At 41.8% G+C, this 16,168-nt stretch carries 14 protein-coding genes and 1 rRNA gene; all 15 read right to left on the bottom strand.

From position 1 onward, the window contains the following. Positions 1 to 162: 162 nt before the first annotated feature. On the bottom strand, positions 163 to 2,727 hold the full coding sequence (locus BLW31_RS05705; protein WP_010538523.1) for a glycosyltransferase family 1 protein: 2,565 nt from the start codon (positions 2,725 to 2,727) through the stop codon (positions 163 to 165). Positions 2,728 to 2,765: 38 nt separating this feature from the next. Continuing rightward, on the bottom strand, positions 2,766 to 4,427 hold the full coding sequence (locus BLW31_RS05700; protein ID WP_010538524.1) for a glycogen/starch synthase: 1,662 nt from the start codon (positions 4,425 to 4,427) through the stop codon (positions 2,766 to 2,768). 205 nt (positions 4,428 to 4,632) lie between these two features. Next, positions 4,633 to 5,094: a V-type ATP synthase subunit K gene (locus tag BLW31_RS05695; RefSeq protein ID WP_005675599.1), complete on the bottom strand. Its 462-nt coding sequence runs from the start codon at positions 5,092 to 5,094 to the stop codon at positions 4,633 to 4,635. Positions 5,095 to 5,146: 52 nt separating this feature from the next. Then, complete coding sequence (locus BLW31_RS05690; protein ID WP_010538525.1) at positions 5,147 to 6,970, bottom strand: V-type ATP synthase subunit I; 1,824 nt, start codon at positions 6,968 to 6,970, stop codon at positions 5,147 to 5,149. Beyond that, the gene (locus tag BLW31_RS05685; protein ID WP_005681263.1) at positions 6,967 to 7,572 is read right to left on the bottom strand and encodes a V-type ATP synthase subunit D; all 606 of its coding nucleotides are present in this window, start codon (positions 7,570 to 7,572) and stop codon (positions 6,967 to 6,969) included. The genes BLW31_RS05690 and BLW31_RS05685 overlap by 4 nt, the downstream gene beginning before the upstream one ends. A 42-nt stretch (positions 7,573 to 7,614) precedes the next feature. After that, the gene (locus BLW31_RS05680) at positions 7,615 to 8,940 is read right to left on the bottom strand and encodes a V-type ATP synthase subunit B (protein ID WP_008762991.1); all 1,326 of its coding nucleotides are present in this window, start codon (positions 8,938 to 8,940) and stop codon (positions 7,615 to 7,617) included. 33 nt (positions 8,941 to 8,973) lie between these two features. Beyond that, a complete protein-coding gene (locus tag BLW31_RS05675; protein ID WP_010538526.1) occupies positions 8,974 to 10,731 on the bottom strand; it encodes a V-type ATP synthase subunit A in 1,758 nt (585 codons plus the stop codon). A gap of 17 nt (positions 10,732 to 10,748) precedes the next feature. Further along, complete coding sequence (locus tag BLW31_RS05670; protein WP_010538527.1) at positions 10,749 to 11,591, bottom strand: DUF2764 domain-containing protein; 843 nt, start codon at positions 11,589 to 11,591, stop codon at positions 10,749 to 10,751. Between the two features lie 11 nt (positions 11,592 to 11,602). Then, a complete protein-coding gene (locus BLW31_RS05665; RefSeq protein ID WP_010538528.1) occupies positions 11,603 to 12,193 on the bottom strand; it encodes a hypothetical protein in 591 nt (196 codons plus the stop codon). Between the two features lie 224 nt (positions 12,194 to 12,417). Continuing rightward, positions 12,418 to 12,864, bottom strand: a complete 447-nt coding sequence (locus BLW31_RS05660; protein ID WP_022301181.1) for a hypothetical protein — start codon at positions 12,862 to 12,864, stop codon at positions 12,418 to 12,420. 17 nt (positions 12,865 to 12,881) lie between these two features. Continuing rightward, positions 12,882 to 13,682 (bottom strand): hypothetical protein, encoded by an 801-nt coding sequence (locus BLW31_RS05655; RefSeq protein ID WP_010538530.1) that lies wholly within the window; start codon positions 13,680 to 13,682, stop codon positions 12,882 to 12,884. A 14-nt stretch (positions 13,683 to 13,696) separates the two neighbouring features. Next, on the bottom strand, positions 13,697 to 14,068 hold the full coding sequence (locus BLW31_RS05650) for a GntR family transcriptional regulator (RefSeq protein ID WP_010538531.1): 372 nt from the start codon (positions 14,066 to 14,068) through the stop codon (positions 13,697 to 13,699). Between the two features lie 15 nt (positions 14,069 to 14,083). Beyond that, positions 14,084 to 14,899, bottom strand: a complete 816-nt coding sequence (locus BLW31_RS05645; RefSeq protein ID WP_010538532.1) for a hypothetical protein — start codon at positions 14,897 to 14,899, stop codon at positions 14,084 to 14,086. Positions 14,900 to 14,902: 3 nt separating this feature from the next. Continuing rightward, the gene (locus BLW31_RS05640) at positions 14,903 to 15,751 is read right to left on the bottom strand and encodes an ABC transporter ATP-binding protein (RefSeq protein ID WP_010538533.1); all 849 of its coding nucleotides are present in this window, start codon (positions 15,749 to 15,751) and stop codon (positions 14,903 to 14,905) included. A 323-nt stretch (positions 15,752 to 16,074) separates the two neighbouring features. Beyond that, positions 16,075 to 16,168: ribosomal RNA gene (gene rrf / locus BLW31_RS05635) — 5S ribosomal RNA — on the bottom strand; the annotation flags it as partial.

Raw genomic sequence — 16,168 nt, 5'->3', positions numbered from 1 at the left:
TTCAAGTACAGGCACTTTTGCCGAAGATACTGATCTTATCCACGCCGTTACATTGAGATATAAAAAGATAGCCCCTGCAATTTCGACCGCTCGAATTGCAGGGGCTTCTTTTATATAGGGACGCCAAGCAGGGAAGCATCACTTCCCTGCTCCGTCAAGCTATCAGATAAACCAGCGCACGTAACAGAAGTCTTGACGGTGCGGAAGTTCCGGATTCTTCGGGAACATACGGTAAGACACCTTGAAGCTACCGGCATTTGACAGGCTGTGTTTAACCTGGAATGTGTACAGGTTGCCTTCTTTCTTGATCACACTAAACGGTTCTACAGAGTAAACGTGCTGTTTGCCATCCGCAGTGGTATAAGTAGTTACCAATTCAAGTCCTATAGCATCATTCAAGCCTTTCTCGTCGATCACGTAAGTAATAGTATATTCTTTTCCGCTTTCGATATCACCAGCTTTCAATTCTTCTACCTTGTCGCAAGATACGATTTCGATAGAATCCCATTTAGAGACTACTTCTTCTTTCCATGCAGCAATTTCTTTTGCCTTTGCATTGTCATCGGCAGACAACATCTGGAAGCGTTTTGACAACTTGTTGTAGAATTTATTATAGTAGTCATCCAACTGACGTTTCATTGTATAGTGAGGAGCAATCTGAGCGATGGAATTCTTCACTACCTTGATCCATCCTTCCGAGTAGCCCTTCTTGTTACGAGCATAGTACAACGGCAGGATTTCTGTTTCAAGAATACTGTAGATAGTAGCAGCATCCAACTGATCCTGATGTTCCTGATTCTGATAAGTACGTTTTTCAGTCAACGCCCATCCTGCACCTTCACGGTAGCCTTCCAGCCACCATCCGTCTAATACAGAGAAGTTGACAACACCGTTCATCAAAGCCTTTTCACCTGATGTACCGGATGCTTCCAACGGACGTGTTGGAGTGTTCAACCAGATATCAACGCCTGAAACCAGACGACGCGCCAACTGCATATCGTAGTTTTCGAGGAAGATAATCTTACCCAGGAATTCCGGACGACGGGAGATTTCGATAATACGTTTGATCAGACCCTGTCCTGCTCCATCATGCGGATGAGCCTTACCTGTAAACAGGAACTGTACCGGATAGTCGGGGTTGTTCACAATCTTAGAAAGACGTTCCAAGTCAGTAAACAACAGGTGCGCACGTTTGTAAGTAGCGAAACGACGACCGAAACCAATCAGCAACGCATTCGGGTTAATCTTGTCCATCAATGAAACGATGCGCGAAGGATCTCCCTGGTTTTTCAACCATGTATCACGGAATGATTTGCGGATATAATCCACCAACTTATTCTTCATCGTCATACGAGTCTTCCAGATCTCTTCATCGGGTACATTATAGATGGCTTCCCAAATCTTAGGATTCGACTGGTCGAACCAGAAGTTTTCGTTGAAATATTTAAAGTACAGTTCTTTCCATTCGGTAGCACTCCATGTGGGGAAGTGAACACCATTAGTCACATAACCTACATGTATTTCTTCGGGGAAGTAACCTTTCCAGATAGTAGAGAACATCTCCTGAGAAACTTTTCCGTGCAGCCAGCTTACACCGTTTACTTCCTGAGAAGTGTTGCAGGCAAATACCGACATACAGAAACGTTCGCCCTTGTCACCCGGATTGTTACGTCCAAGATCCATCAGGTCGTCCCAGCTGATACCCATTCTAGCAGGATAACCACCCATGTACTTACCGAACAAACCTTCGTCGAAGTAGTCGTGACCGGCAGGAACCGGAGTATGAACTGTATAAAGAGAAGAAGCGCGAACCAGCTCGATAGACTGATCGAATGTCAGTCCGGTAGCTACATAGTCGCAGATACGCTGCACATTGATCAATGCAGCATGTCCTTCGTTACAATGATAAACATCTTTTTTGATACCCAATGCTTTCAGGGTCAGGATACCACCGATACCCAACAGGATTTCCTGTTTCAGACGGTTTTCCCAGTCGCCACCATAAAGCTGATGAGTAATAGGACGGTCGAACTCGCTGTTCATTTCATTATCTGTATCCAGCAGATACAAAGAAATACGTCCTACATTTACACGCCATACGTTAGCATGTACATAATAATCCAGATAAGGAACATCCACCACCAACGGCTGACCATTCGCATCCATCACACGGTCGATAGGAAGCTGGCCGAAGTTCTGCGCTTCGTAGTTGGCAATCTGCTGTCCATCCATAGACAACGTCTGAGTAAAGTAACCGTAACGATACAGGAAACCTACCGCACAAAGATCTACATTGCTGTCAGAAGCTTCTTTCAAGTAGTCACCGGCCAATACACCCAGACCACCGGAATATATTTTCAGGACGCTGCTCAAACCATATTCCATGCTGAAATAAGCTACAGACGGACGGTTTTCATCCGGCTTCACATCCATGTAATCTCTGAATTTTGTATAAACATCATTCATTCTCCTCAGAATCACCTTGTCTTTTGCCAACGCTTCCAGCTTCTCATAGCTCATACGTTCCAGCAACAACACAGGGTTCTGGCCACATTCTTTCCAAAGTTCCGGATCTAGATCTCTAAATAGTTCTGTCGCTTCAAAATTCCATGCCCACCAGATGTTGCGTGAAATCTCGGACAATTTCTCCAACTCAGCCGGGATACGTGACTTCACTGTAACCTCTTTCCAGTTCGGAGTATTCACATTACTAACTTTAATTTTCATAATGTTTTTTGTTTACTTATTGATAATAAAATATTTCTTTAGCCTAACTGACGCTTCATGGCATTGCGCAAGGCAATATCATAAGCCTCGTAATAATATTGAATGAAGTGTTTCCACAATGCCTGCTCTGCAACATCTGCCGCATGCTTACGGATCTCCTTCACTTCTTTTTCCGACTTATCTGCAAACAGCGTAATCGTATCTTTGATGCCATCCGCCACTTCCGAATCATTATAGTCCGAACGATGCAGCACTTCCACTCCATCATTGATACCATGCTGATTCTTCAGGCTGTTCACCCAAAGACCAAAACCTGCCAGATCAGTAGTAATGGTAGGCACACGGAACGCTACACTTTCCAGCGGAGTATATCCCCACGGTTCGTAATAGGAAGCATATACGCTCAAATCCTGTCCCAGCAATATATCATAATACTCTTTATTCAGAATACCATCACGCCCGTCCAGATAGCAAGGCACAAAAATCACCTTTACTTTATCTTCGGGACAGTTGCCCATTCCCAGATATTTCAGCATATCCAGCACCTGGTCATGCGTCATATTGTGCAGCCAATGAGTGATGAAAGGAACTTCAAGCGGTGTATCAAATTTTTCTTTGCTTTTCAGACGTTCCTGCAAGTCTTCACGGGGATCTCCTACCCAACCGGGGACATTGATAAACGCCAATACGTTCTTATGGAGCTTTTTATCCCTGTTCAGACGGTTCAATGACTCCAGGAATACGTCAATACCCTTGTTCTTGAATTCATATCGACCACTGGTACCGATAATTAACGTATCGTCATCCAGATTTGTTCCCAACAATTTATTGGCTACGTTCAACATCAATGAGCGGGCACGTTTACGTTTTCCGGTAAATGTACTGCCTTTAGGTACGAAATCGTCCTCAAAACCATTCATCAGTACTACATCTGCCGGTTTATCGAGCAATTCCTTGCACTCATTATTCGTAATTTCACTTACTGTCGTAAAACAGTCTACATAATGCGCCGTCTGCTTCTCAATAGAGTGCTTTGACTGCATATTCAGTTCCTGCGCCATCTGGTCGCCGTTATAAGCAAACAGATAGTCATACAGCGGCTTATGATTGCCGGCTATCGAGCGTCCGATGGAAGTAGCGTGGGTTGTAAAAATAGTAGCCACTTCGGGGACAGCTTCCTGTACATAAAGTGCTCCCATTCCGGTCATCCATTCATGTGCCTGATATACCACCTTATCCGTTTCTGTCAGGTTGTAGCGGTAGAAACTCTCTACTACTTTTCCGGCAGCGTACGAAAACATAGAAGCCTCGTCGTAATCGCCATAAGCGTGCAACGAGTCTACTTGAAAACGATTCCACATTTCTGTGTATATATCGTTCTTCTTTTCAAAAAAAGGTTGGAAATCAACAAGAATGACAATAGGTTCACCGGGTATATTCCATCGTCCTACACGGACGGAAAGATGATCGTTTTTGAATGCGTGCTTTTTCCAGTCAGCGCACAGATTATCCGACTCGATGAATAGAGGGTTCTCTTTTCCTTGCCACACATCAGGACCTATGAAAAAAATTCTGTCGCGGAATTTTTCCTGCAATGTATTCGCCCGTGTCGACAATACGGTGTATATCCCTCCCACTTTATTACATACTTCCCAGCTGGACTCGAAGATATAATCGGGGGTTAATAAATCTTTTACCATATAATATATTAAAACTCTTTTTAGTATGCGAGTGCAAAAGTACGCATTATTCTTTGAAAAATAATACTTTATGCGAAAAATATGAGTTAATAAGAGGAAAGAAAGGTTAGCCCGCCATGAAAAAAGAATATCCCCTTGCAAACGCAAAGCTGCATTCACAAGGGGATTGAAAGATCTTTATTAAAAAATATCGTTGCGGAAAAATTTACGCGAGTGCACTACCGATCAAGAAGGTAGCAGCCAAAGCAACGATAGCGTAAAGTTCCGGGAATACGGCAAGAATCAATGTATTACTAAACACGTTGTGTCCCTGGCCGATAGCTGCGATACCGTTTGCACAAACTTGTCCCTGACGGATAGCCGAGAACAATGCAACCAATCCCAAAGCAATACCTGCACCCAAAACTGCTGATGCCTGGATCGCAGTGATTTCCGGAGTCAGAATACCGAAGATAGTCTGAAACATAAAGTAACCGGCAAAACCGTACAGCCCCTGTGTACCCGGAAGTGCTGTCAATACAAGGAAGTTACCGAATGCACTATCATTCTTTTTCAATGCGCCGATAGCAGCGTTACCTGCAATAGTTACTCCGTAAGCACTACCAATGCCTGACAAACCAACCATAACCGCGATGCCAATGTAGGCAATAAACAAATTCATTTCCATAATCTTATTCTATTTTTATTGTTTAATTCTTAACTTGTTATTTCTCAATATTCTATTCTAAATTTCTAAAAGGCTTGTATTCCTTGCCGCCTCCTTCATAACCGGAGTTCTTGAAGAACTCCACGAATGTCAGACGCATCGGGTGAACCATTGCACCGAGCACATTCATGAAGATATTGATGGCATGACCGATCACAAAGATCAGCACCATTACAATAGGACCTGCTATCACGTTATCCGGACTCATACCTACTGCCAAGCTGTTGAATACTCCCGCCAGAATGCCTCCGGAAAGTCCGAGGGCAAACAGACGAACGTAGGACAAGACATCCCCCAGCAGACCGGTAGCCATGTTATATGAATCCCATAACCCAAGTCCGATATTCATAAAGATGTTCTTTCCCGGACTATTATAGAGGAATATCATCGCACCGGAGATACCCAGAATAACCAGATGCACTGTACCTCCCATCGGCAGCACGTTCGGCAACAAAGCCGAAACAGCCATTGAAACCAACAGGATAATCCATCCGATTGTCGCTACTGCATACTTGAAACCAAACTGAATTGTCTGATTCACCGCTTTGAGTACCATACCGAACAGAATCTGAATAGCACCCAAAATCAGTGACAACTGGAACATATCGTTGTTGTCCATCAGAACCGCATGTTTCAGACGTTGCACGATAGGCCAGTCCAGATCATAAATGTTCGCTCCGAAGAATGTACCTGTCAGCAAACCGCAGAAGAAGGTTGAAACAGCCAGCACCTGTATCAGTGACAGGATGGACTTCATGGATGGAGTCACTTTCTTTGCCATCAACCGGTATGCCGTAGCTCCGAGGAACAGGAAAAGTCCATATCCGGAATCTCCCAGACAGAGCCCGAAGAAAACCATAAAGAACGGGGCAAAGAACGGTGTCAAGTCCAGTTCGTTATACTTCGGAAGCATATACAGTTTACAGATCGGTTCAAACCAGGCAAAGAATCCCTTGTTATTCAGCCGAATAGGAACATTATCACCCGGCATCGGATCGGTAATCTCATAATATACATGTACATCGTTCAGATAAGCCTCTATCTCTACTTTACTGTAGGCAGGAGCCCATCCTTCAACCAGCATCAGTTTATCACCGGCTGCCTGTTCTGAACTCAATACTACTTTAGAGAATTCAATCTGCCCCTGCAATTCTTTCAGAGCTGCCTTCAGGGAAGGTACATCTGTTTCAGAAAGTGCGACCAGCTTCTTTTCGTTCTCTTCAATAGCTTGTTCCGTTGTATCATACAACGTTTCAAGATGTGCCAGCGAATAAGCGGGAAGTTTGGCCTGTTCTACATCCAGATCTACTTCCTGACCGGTTTTAGTGACGGTCACAAAGAACACTTTTGAAGAAATACGGTTAATGATCATCGCATTGTATTCCGTCTCCCATTCTTCTTTATAGTTTCCTTCCGAACAGCTATAGAAACCGATCACATAGCCGGCATCTTTCAACTTCCGGACACCTGCCGGATCGAAGTTGCCCCATGCCTGCAATGCTTCCTTTTCTTTAGCGTAGCCCTGCAATTGCTGAGACAATTTGCCATGCTCAATCTGCAAAGCATCCACTTCGTCCAATACCTGCAAACCACGAGCGGCAGTTCCTCCTTCCGTTGCGATCACAGCATCTTTCTCATGCTTCTGATTCTGAAGCAGTTTCAGAGTAGCTGTCAGACGGTTGGAAAGACGGATATTCTCTTGCAGTTCAGTATTGTCGGCAGCACCTTGCTGTTTCTCCACGATGTGGACTACACCAAGTTCGCGCAGGCTGTTCAGGAATTCTTCGTATTCCTTATGATAAACCAGGAATGTAAGTTTCTTCATTTTTGTAATCATGCCTCTACCTCCTTCCTTTTTTCCTGATGGGACTTCATGATCTTTTGCGATGATTTCGACAGGTTCTCTTCATCTTCCATAAACCGCTTGATCTTTCGCAATGCATCCTGATAGCCCGGTATCTGTACCTTCTCAAAAAGGTTCACCTTCTGAGTGGTCTTTTTCCTCGCATGTTCTAGCAGGTTCAGCTTGGCGAGCATAAACTCACGTTCAATTGCCGTATGAGCAAGTTCCTCCAGCAAATGGATACCGTCGGCATACCATTTGGGAGCATTAAACATACTGTACGGACGTATCTCGAAATCGATATTTTCGAGTAGCGGTACACGTACACCCGCAATCTTTTTCACGCCAAGATGAACATCATTCACCTTTATCAATGAAGCGTCAAACTCATTCCAAAGGGCGAACATGGCTTCATAGGCTTGAATTTGTTGTTCGAGCCTATCCTCCAGATCGGCAGCTTCCGTTTTACAGCGTTTCACTTCCATGCGGAGGGCGCTTTCCTTATTCTTAATGATAGGAAGCGTACGCACCCGCACTTTCAGTTGCTTTTCGAGCTGCTGAAGAGAGGTCTTGTTATATTGAAACTTTATAGCCACGTTGTTTTTGCTAATTATTAGTTATAAATTACTAGTTGCTAATTATTCACCTTTCGGCCAGTATTGGTCAACAAGTTCCTTCTTGATATTCACTTCTTCCGGACGGAAATATTCACCGAACAAGCCCCAAGCCACATCCAGCATTTCAGTAGTATCAAGGTTGACATCAATGGCCAGCAACTGGTTAGAATAGTCCTTCGCAAAAGCCAACGTACGTTCGTCGTAATTGGTCAGGTCAAAACCGTTTTCCATCTTAGTCTTTGCATTTGCAGCATCGGCATACAGACGTACAGCGGCATTCATCACCTGTGGATGGTCTTTACGTGTCTTTTTACCGGTTACCAGCTGTTTCAGACGAGACAATGAACGGAACGGGTCAACAATGACCTTACCGATATCACTGTCACGACGCAAGAACAACTGTCCTTCCGTAATATAACCCGTATTATCAGGCACAGCGTGCGTGATATCGCCACCGGACAATGTCGTCACCGCAATAATCGTAATAGAACCACCGGAAGGGAACTGTACCGCCTTTTCGTAAATCTTCGCCAAGTCCGAATAGAGCGAACCCGGCATAGAGTCTTTAGACGGAATCTGGTCCATACGGTTAGATACGATTGCCAACGCATCAGCGTAGCTGGTCATATCAGTTAGCAGTACCAGTACTTTCTCATTGTTGTTTACAGCGAAATATTCAGCCGCGGTCAATGCCATATCCGGAATCAACAAACGTTCTACCGGAGGATTTTCCGTTGTATTCATGAAACTCACAATACGGTCGAGAGCACCGGCATTAGAGAATACGTTCTTAAAGTACAGGTAGTCATCGTTGGTCATACCCATACCGCCCAGAATAATCTTATCTGTTTCAGCACGCAATGCCACGTTTGCCATCACCTGATTAAAAGGCTGGTCAGGGTCGGCAAAGAACGGAATCTTCTGGCCGGATACCAGTGTATTATTCAAGTCGATGCCGGCAATACCCGTTGCAATCAACTCCGACGGTTGTTTACGACGCACCGGATTCACTGACGGACCACCGATTTCCACTTCCTGTCCTTCAATTTCCGGACCTCCGTCAATCGGATCACCGAAAGCATTGAAGAAACGTCCTGCCAACTGCTCACTCACCTTCAACGTAGGCGATTTGCCGAGGAACACTACTTCAGCGTTGGTAGGAATACCTTCCGTACCTTCAAATACCTGCAGAGTGACATCGTCACCGGCAATCTTAACCACCTGTGCCAGTTTACCGTTCACAGTGGCAAGCTCGTCATACCCTACTCCTGTCGCTTTCAGCGAACAAGTAGCCTTGGTAATCTGAGTAATCTTGGTATATATCTTTTGAAAAGCTTTTGTTGCCATCTATATATTTACAATTTAGCTATTTACAATTTACTATTTAACGCTTCTTTCGGCAATCAGTTCTTTTAATTGCTGCTGGAACCCTTCGTACTGCTCTGATTTGAACTTCGAGTAGTTCATCTGCTTACAGACATTGATCATTTTCTTGAAGTAATCCATTACCTCATTGAAGTTTTCAAATTCAAATTCTGTATGACAGATATCTATGATCATATTCAGAATAGCTTCCTGACGTTCCATCGGAGTTACCGAGTCCACCTCATCAAAGGCATCCTGCTGCAGGATTACGAAGTCGATCAGTTCAGATTTCCAGAAGATAACATGGTATTCTACAGGTACACCGTCATCACCCAGAATGTTGATTTGTTCGGCAATTTCTTTACCACGCTGCAAACGGGTTTTAAGCTCATTCACTTTACCGATCCATTCATCATTGATATGATCTTTGATATATTCTTCAAATTCCGGATATTCGATATATTTGGAATATGAGTCAATCGGATTCACAGCCGGATAACGTTTCTTGTCGGCACGGTCCTGTTCCAGTGCGTAGAAACAACGGGCTACCTTCTTTGTGTTTTCTGTTACAGGCTCCTTCAAGTTACCTCCGGCAGGTGACACCGTACCGATAAAAGTAATTGAGCCGGTCTCGTCGTTATTCAGTTTTACATAACCTGCACGGCCATAGAAGTTAGAAATAATAGCAGAAATATCCATTGGGAACGCATCCGGTCCGGGCAATTCTTCCATACGGTTGGACATTTCACGCAATGCCTGTGCCCAACGGGAAGTAGAGTCAGCCATCAGCAATACTTTCAATCCCATCGAACGATAATATTCAGCCAATGACATAGCTGTATATACAGACGCTTCACGGGCTGCTACCGGCATGTTAGAAGTATTCGCGATAATGATTGTACGTTCCATCAGCTTACGCCCCGTATGCGGGTCAACCAGTTCCGGGAATTCCGTAAAGATTTCCACAACCTCGTTTGCACGTTCACCACAAGCCGCGATAATTACGATATCCGCTTCTGCCTGTTTGGAAATAGCATGCTGAAGCACTGTCTTGCCTGTACCGAACGGACCGGGGATAAATCCCGTACCACCTTCTACAATCGGGTTCAGCGTATCAATAACACGTACACCGGTCTCCAGCAATTTGAAAGGACGCGGTTTTTCTTTATAATTCGTCATAGCCCGTTTCACCGGCCATTTCTGAATCATAGTCACCGGAATGTCATTTCCTTCCTCGTCTGTCAGAATAGCAATTGTATCTTCTATTTTATAATCCCCTTCGGGCATAATCGTTTTGACGGTAGCCGTTCCATTCATAGTAAACGGAGCCATAATTTTCAGCGGCTGGAAGTTTTCATCCACTTGTCCCAGCCATGCGGAAGCCACCACTTTATCACCGGCGCTCACCATCGGAACAAAATGCCATATACGTTCTTTATCCAACGGATATGTATATTGTCCTCTTTTCAGGAAAACACCGTCCATCTTGTCAAGGTCGTTTTGCAGACCGTCATAGTTTTTCGATAACATACCCGGACCCAAGGTCACTTCAAGCATGTGTCCTGTAAATTCGGCTTCGGCGCCCACCTTCAGTCCACGTGTGCTTTCGAACACCTGAACATACACATGCGAACCTACAACCTTAATCACCTCCGCCATCAATCTATCGCCACCGGTAGAGATATAACAAATCTCATTCTGAGCTACCGGGCCGTCAACGACGAGGGTCACCATGTTGGCAATAACGCCACTAACAGTTCCTTTTGTTGCCATATATTTTTTTTAATTTATTATCTGAATTCTGCGGGAATCTGTACCTCATTCTTCAGCGATTCAATAATGCTTCGGAACAATTGATTTCCTCTTTCCTTATCCAATGAAATCCAACGCTCAATCATTTCCAGCTTCAGTAAGAAAGCGAAAATACGTTCTACAGTGAAATAATCGAAGAAGATAGCATCTTCCATCCAGTTCCACCGCAGAGCATCCAATTTCTTTTCACGTTCCACCAGTTCCGTAATCTCACTGATCTTCACCAACGATTCAAAAACATCCACTTCACCGGACAAACCAAAATCGCGGGCACTGGATGTACGCAAAGCTTCGCACACTTCCGTATTTCCTACAATATAGGAAACAATATCCCATTTGAATTTACGGGCTGTAAATGCAACAAGAATATTATTAATGTTCAGATTGAATTCAAACCAGGAAGAGACGAACTTATTTCCGCATTTCATAGCATGTTCATAATACAGAGCAGCCAGATGGTCTTCCTGCAACACCATGCTTTCAGCCGGAGTATTCAGATAGTCGGAAATAAAAGTAGATAAATAGGAAGGGAATTCTTTAGGACTGATCTCACCGCCTTCTTTCAGAATAGAAATATACTCGGTGAGTTCCGCAGCAGAATAGTTTCCCCGTTTGTCTATTTCCGCCTCTTTGTCTTTGAGGAGTTTCAACACGTTGGCATTATCAAACTTCAGATAGAACAGGTCAATCAACTTCTGGTCTGAAGCAGACAATCCACTGTAGATTTCGGTTTTAAAATCGGCTACTGTATAGCTCAGTTTACTGTCCTCCAGAGTGAGCTCCGGCAAACCGGCTACCAAGTAATAGTATTTACTACTCATAGTCGCTTCTTTTAAAATAGCATTTCTACCAATTGAGGACGCAAGAACGCTTTGAAGTAATTCATGAATTCTTCTTCTCCGAAGTTCACCTTATATGAACCGTCCGCCGGAGAAACCGTGAATAAAGTTTTGATACCGTTCACTTGTTCGATAGTCACACCTTTATCCAGCAGAGCTTTTGCATGAGCTGCGAAATACTTTTTCAGTGATTCAGCGTCAGCCGTTGAGATGACAATAGGTTCATCTACACTCCATTTGGATGCCAGCGCAACGATAAACGCATTCAGATAATCCTTATCCTGAGCGAAATCCTTCACAGAAGCGGTTATCAACTTGTCAGTGACCATCGTTGCAATCTCGGATTTGAGTGCATTGACAGCCTGACCGGAAAATAGTTTTAACTCTGATTTTGTATTATCTGCCAGTTCATCAGCAGATTTACGAGAGGCAGCAACAATTGAGTCAGCTTCTTTACGAGCATCTTCAATAATCTTCTTTGCTTCTTCCTGAGCATTCGCGATAAGTCTCTGCGCTTCCTCGTTTCCCTTTTCCACGCCTTCACGATAAATCTTATCGGTCAACTCTTGAATTTTGTTTTCCATATTAACAGGAGTATTTAGTATTATTACTATATTAACTGTGTGTCTCTGTAAGATTCTCGCCAAATTTACAAAAATCAATTTGATAAAAAAGAGAAAGACGCAAAGAAAACGCCTCTCTTCTTATAAAATCACACTTTTACACCAATTTTATTCCGGTTATATCCTAGTAATATTACTAAATGACACCTGCTTTAAAATATTATAATGAATAAAATACTCAAAAACTACTTTTGTCTCGATTTGATATATTTTTCTTCTTCTCCTGTTATCATATCAAGCCCGATACCTTTAATTACTGTTTTTCTTCGTTGATAAATACCCAAATACTTAGATTCAACTTCATAAGTAATCTGGGGATAAAAAACAAAGTCCCACAGTCTCTCCCTATATATCGGCTTTATCGTATCGGGCATACTCAGAGCCTCCTTCCATTCTTTCAACTGAGCCGGAGAGCTTTCTGACGAACTACCCGCTGTACTCAATACCAGACACCCCAATAAATAAGTTTTCTCTATCGTTTCTTTATAATTACTCAATCTGCCTTTCGGCATCGTATCCAGCATATTATTACTAATATCTACCTTCCGAAATCCGTCTAAATCAGGTTTGGAAGTACAAGCAAACAAACAAGCTGACAGACTTAAAACTGCAATAGACTTTATGACTTTCATTTCCTTTTCATTTATGTTCAACGATTCAATATGATCTCACTCTTCTGATTCAAGGTCAGCTCAAGTTCTGCATCTCTGACCTGAGGACTCCAGAAGATACGATTACAATTTATACCTGGCCGATACTTATGCGAATCTTTTCCTGATAAATACAGATTCTCAACCATAAACTGAGTAGTCTCACGACTTCTAAAAGTCCCTAACTCTTCATAATAGTTTGTTGCCTCTACCCGCTCAGCTTTCAATTGCAACTTCTCTCCTTTTATATCCAACGAACGAAAGCGACAAGAAGTCAATGAGATATTCTGCCATTCGTCATTAAAGAGATATAAAGAGTCCAAACACAATTTCCTTACATTAAGATCCAGCCTAGCCGCACGATTCTCAATAGATAACAATGTTGAATCCGTTTTCAATTCCAGATTCAAACCATCTAAAACCAATCTGCATCCATTTTCTAGCTGTCTAATTACCTGATAGATATCTTCATTATCCAGATTAATTTCAATCAATAAGCAATCCCCTTCTTGTGTCACATGCAAATATTGACTTTTCGGATACACAAATATACTCTTACCTGAAGAGTGAGAGGCTTCCACATCCAACTTACCTAATACGCCTATATGATCTTTATCTATCTTCCCTAACTTTTCAACAACCTTCACATGACGGATTCCCGTCATTTCTATTTCAGTCCGCTCACCTTCCATTGATAAACGATTATCGGTTTTCTCACCGCCAGGTGTCTGCAGAAGGATAGGTATAAAGAATAAGCCCAATACAAAAAGTCCTATTATTATATATGTTGTGCGTTTCATATCTTATCTGTTTATTATTGATTTTGTCTTTGTATAAACTCATAATACATCTTCTCTATTTCTTTGATAGAAATACCAAGTGTATAAAGTTGCCTGAAAAAGCTGCCGACTTCTTCTTTTAAGAATTGCTCTTTTCGCAATGAATGAATCAGCATCTTTGCCCCGGACGCTACAAAAAAGCCAATCCCTCTTTTATTGTAAATCACCTCCTGAGACTGAAGATACTCATACGAACGCATTACTGTATTTGCATTCACTTCTACAATAGACGCATATTCCCTGACAGAAGGGATACGTCCTTCTTCCTCGTATTGTCCCAACAAGATATCATCACAAATACGGTCGGCTATCTGTAAATATATTGCTCTGCTTTCTTTAAAATTCATACATACCCTCCTTTTCTATATTCGATGGATTACTTCCGACTCTTTCAAGCGGAAATAAGTCAATGTCCAATTTATAATAGTCAATATTGGGAATAAAATATATCCCCACTTAAAGAAAAACAAAATCAAGGTTGAAAGAGTACTATTCTCTGAAAAACGAGTGAAAGCTACTACTCCCCAATTATAAAGAAAGGCAACAAGCACAATACTAATAAGTGTTTTTATAAAAGAGTTCTTAGGCCAAACAATACTCCCCAGTAAAAACAATGATTGAATATATACATTAAGTAATATTAGCAAAGAACCATCTTTCCAACTATGGCATAGTGAATACCCTCCATCTCCCTGACCAACAAAGTGTTTGAAGTCAGTAACTTCAATAAAAGGTATTTCTGAATATATTGCAGAATAAAAAAGTACACGTGTATAATCCGCCAGCCAAATAGATAGAAAAATAAGTAAAGGAAGAATAAGCACATATACCAGCCATCGAAAGAAAAACTTCTCAAAGACAGTAGCAGGAATCATCAACATTGTAATACGACCTGTTTTACATTTCATGGTTTTAAATGCAAAAGAAGTTCCCAAGCACATAAATGCCCACCAAGACCACATCCAAAAGACCAACGTAAATATATGAACATTTAAATCATTTGTTTTAGTAAGTATATTAAAACTACTATAATCAGTATAGCTATACCAAATCAATATAATTGCCATTATTAAATACATTACCAACAACTGAAGCACATACAACTTCCAATTCTCTAAAATCTCTTTACGGCATAATTTTCCAAAGCGAGAAAAACTAAAAAATGTATCCTTTATCATAATCTATTCTTCTTGAGCGTGAAACAAATTAGCAATCTTTTGTGGTTGTGCCAGTATTGCATTAAATAGCAGTTCTATGTTGATATCTGAATCTTCGTTGTGTTCATTCAGTAAAAGCAAACTATTCCCATGCAAAGAAGGAACGGCAAAAAGCGCTTTATCAATCAGACTACGGTCATCACTTTCCTTAAAGCACAATTTCTCGCATATATGCACTGTCGATTCATTCAATAATACCCGGCTTTCATCCATGATCATAACAGAATCCAGCATTTTGTCTATATCACGTATCTGATGAGTTGAAATCACAATTGTTTTATTATCTGTCATCCCCGATGCCATAAATTTGCGAAACTGGCTCTTTCCCGGAATATCCAATCCATTTGTCGGTTCATCCATCAATAAAAGAGAAGTATTGGTAGCTAAAGCAAAACTCATAAATACTTTCTTTTTTTGCCCCATAGAAAGTGCTCCTAAATTCACATCCATATCCATTTCAAAACAATGAAGATACTTATACATATCCTCTTTGCTAAAGTTTGGATAAAAAGGAGCATTCAAGTCAATATACTTTTTCAATGATATAGAAGGTAATTCAAATTCTTCCGGAACCAAGAACATATCCTGCAATGTCATTGGCAGACGAGAACGGACATTTATATCATGGTACATTATTTTCCCTTTTTTCGGAGTCAATAATCCAGTCATCAAATAAAGGAGAGTTGATTTCCCTGCCCCATTACGTCCCAACAGTCCATAAACCCGACCTGCCTCTAAAGAAAAAGAAAAGTCGTGTAATACCATGTGCTTTGATTTGGGATAAGTAAAAGATAAATTCTCAACTTTAATCATAATATTATTTTTTTAGCTGTTAGAGCTAATATATGGCTCTAAGTGTATTAGTTCAATAGTACACTACAAAAGTATGCATTTGTTCTGAGAAAACAAAAGAAAAGGAAAATAAATTAGATCAAACTACAGAAAATCAACAGGAGAGAATATGATTTCGATAGAATAAGACGTTTTAAAAGCAGGAATCATTCGAATCCGATTGAACTAAAATGAAGCTAATATATGGCTTTATAAAGATAAAAGATAGAATATAGCAAAGATGATGGATGGGTATAAATACATAAATCCCCGCCAGTCAATAAAGACCGGCGGGGACTCTTTAAAAACGGCGGCTACCTACTCTCCCACTGTTACGCAGTACCATCGGCGTGACGAGGCTTAACTTCTCTGTTCGGAATGGGAAGAGGTGGAACCCTC

It is taken from the genome of Bacteroides faecis MAJ27, from assembly GCF_900106755.1.
Lineage (GTDB): Bacteria > Bacteroidota > Bacteroidia > Bacteroidales > Bacteroidaceae > Bacteroides > Bacteroides faecis.
The sequence above is the reverse complement of the archived record's forward strand: the minus strand, read 5'-3'. Positions and strand labels throughout refer to the sequence as shown.

Excerpts from the sequence above, each read along its gene's own strand:
- BLW31_RS05705 (WP_010538523.1), bottom strand. The coding sequence starts at position 2,727 with ATGAAAATTAAAGTTAGTAATGTGAATACTCCGAACTGGAAAGAGGTT.
- BLW31_RS05700 (WP_010538524.1), bottom strand. The coding sequence starts at position 4,427 with ATGGTAAAAGATTTATTAACCCCCGATTATATCTTCGAGTCCAGCTGG.
- BLW31_RS05695 (WP_005675599.1), bottom strand. The coding sequence starts at position 5,094 with ATGGAAATGAATTTGTTTATTGCCTACATTGGCATCGCGGTTATGGTT.
- BLW31_RS05690 (WP_010538525.1), bottom strand. The coding sequence starts at position 6,970 with ATGATTACAAAAATGAAGAAACTTACATTCCTGGTTTATCATAAGGAA.
- BLW31_RS05680 (WP_008762991.1), bottom strand. The coding sequence starts at position 8,940 with ATGGCAACAAAAGCTTTTCAAAAGATATATACCAAGATTACTCAGATT.
- BLW31_RS05675 (WP_010538526.1), bottom strand. The coding sequence starts at position 10,731 with ATGGCAACAAAAGGAACTGTTAGTGGCGTTATTGCCAACATGGTGACC.
- BLW31_RS05670 (WP_010538527.1), bottom strand. The coding sequence starts at position 11,591 with ATGAGTAGTAAATACTATTACTTGGTAGCCGGTTTGCCGGAGCTCACT.
- BLW31_RS05665 (WP_010538528.1), bottom strand. The coding sequence starts at position 12,193 with ATGGAAAACAAAATTCAAGAGTTGACCGATAAGATTTATCGTGAAGGC.
- BLW31_RS05660 (WP_022301181.1), bottom strand. The coding sequence starts at position 12,864 with ATGAAAGTCATAAAGTCTATTGCAGTTTTAAGTCTGTCAGCTTGTTTG.
- BLW31_RS05655 (WP_010538530.1), bottom strand. The coding sequence starts at position 13,682 with ATGAAACGCACAACATATATAATAATAGGACTTTTTGTATTGGGCTTA.
- BLW31_RS05650 (WP_010538531.1), bottom strand. The coding sequence starts at position 14,068 with ATGAATTTTAAAGAAAGCAGAGCAATATATTTACAGATAGCCGACCGT.
- BLW31_RS05645 (WP_010538532.1), bottom strand. The coding sequence starts at position 14,899 with ATGATAAAGGATACATTTTTTAGTTTTTCTCGCTTTGGAAAATTATGC.
- BLW31_RS05640 (WP_010538533.1), bottom strand. The coding sequence starts at position 15,751 with ATGATTAAAGTTGAGAATTTATCTTTTACTTATCCCAAATCAAAGCAC.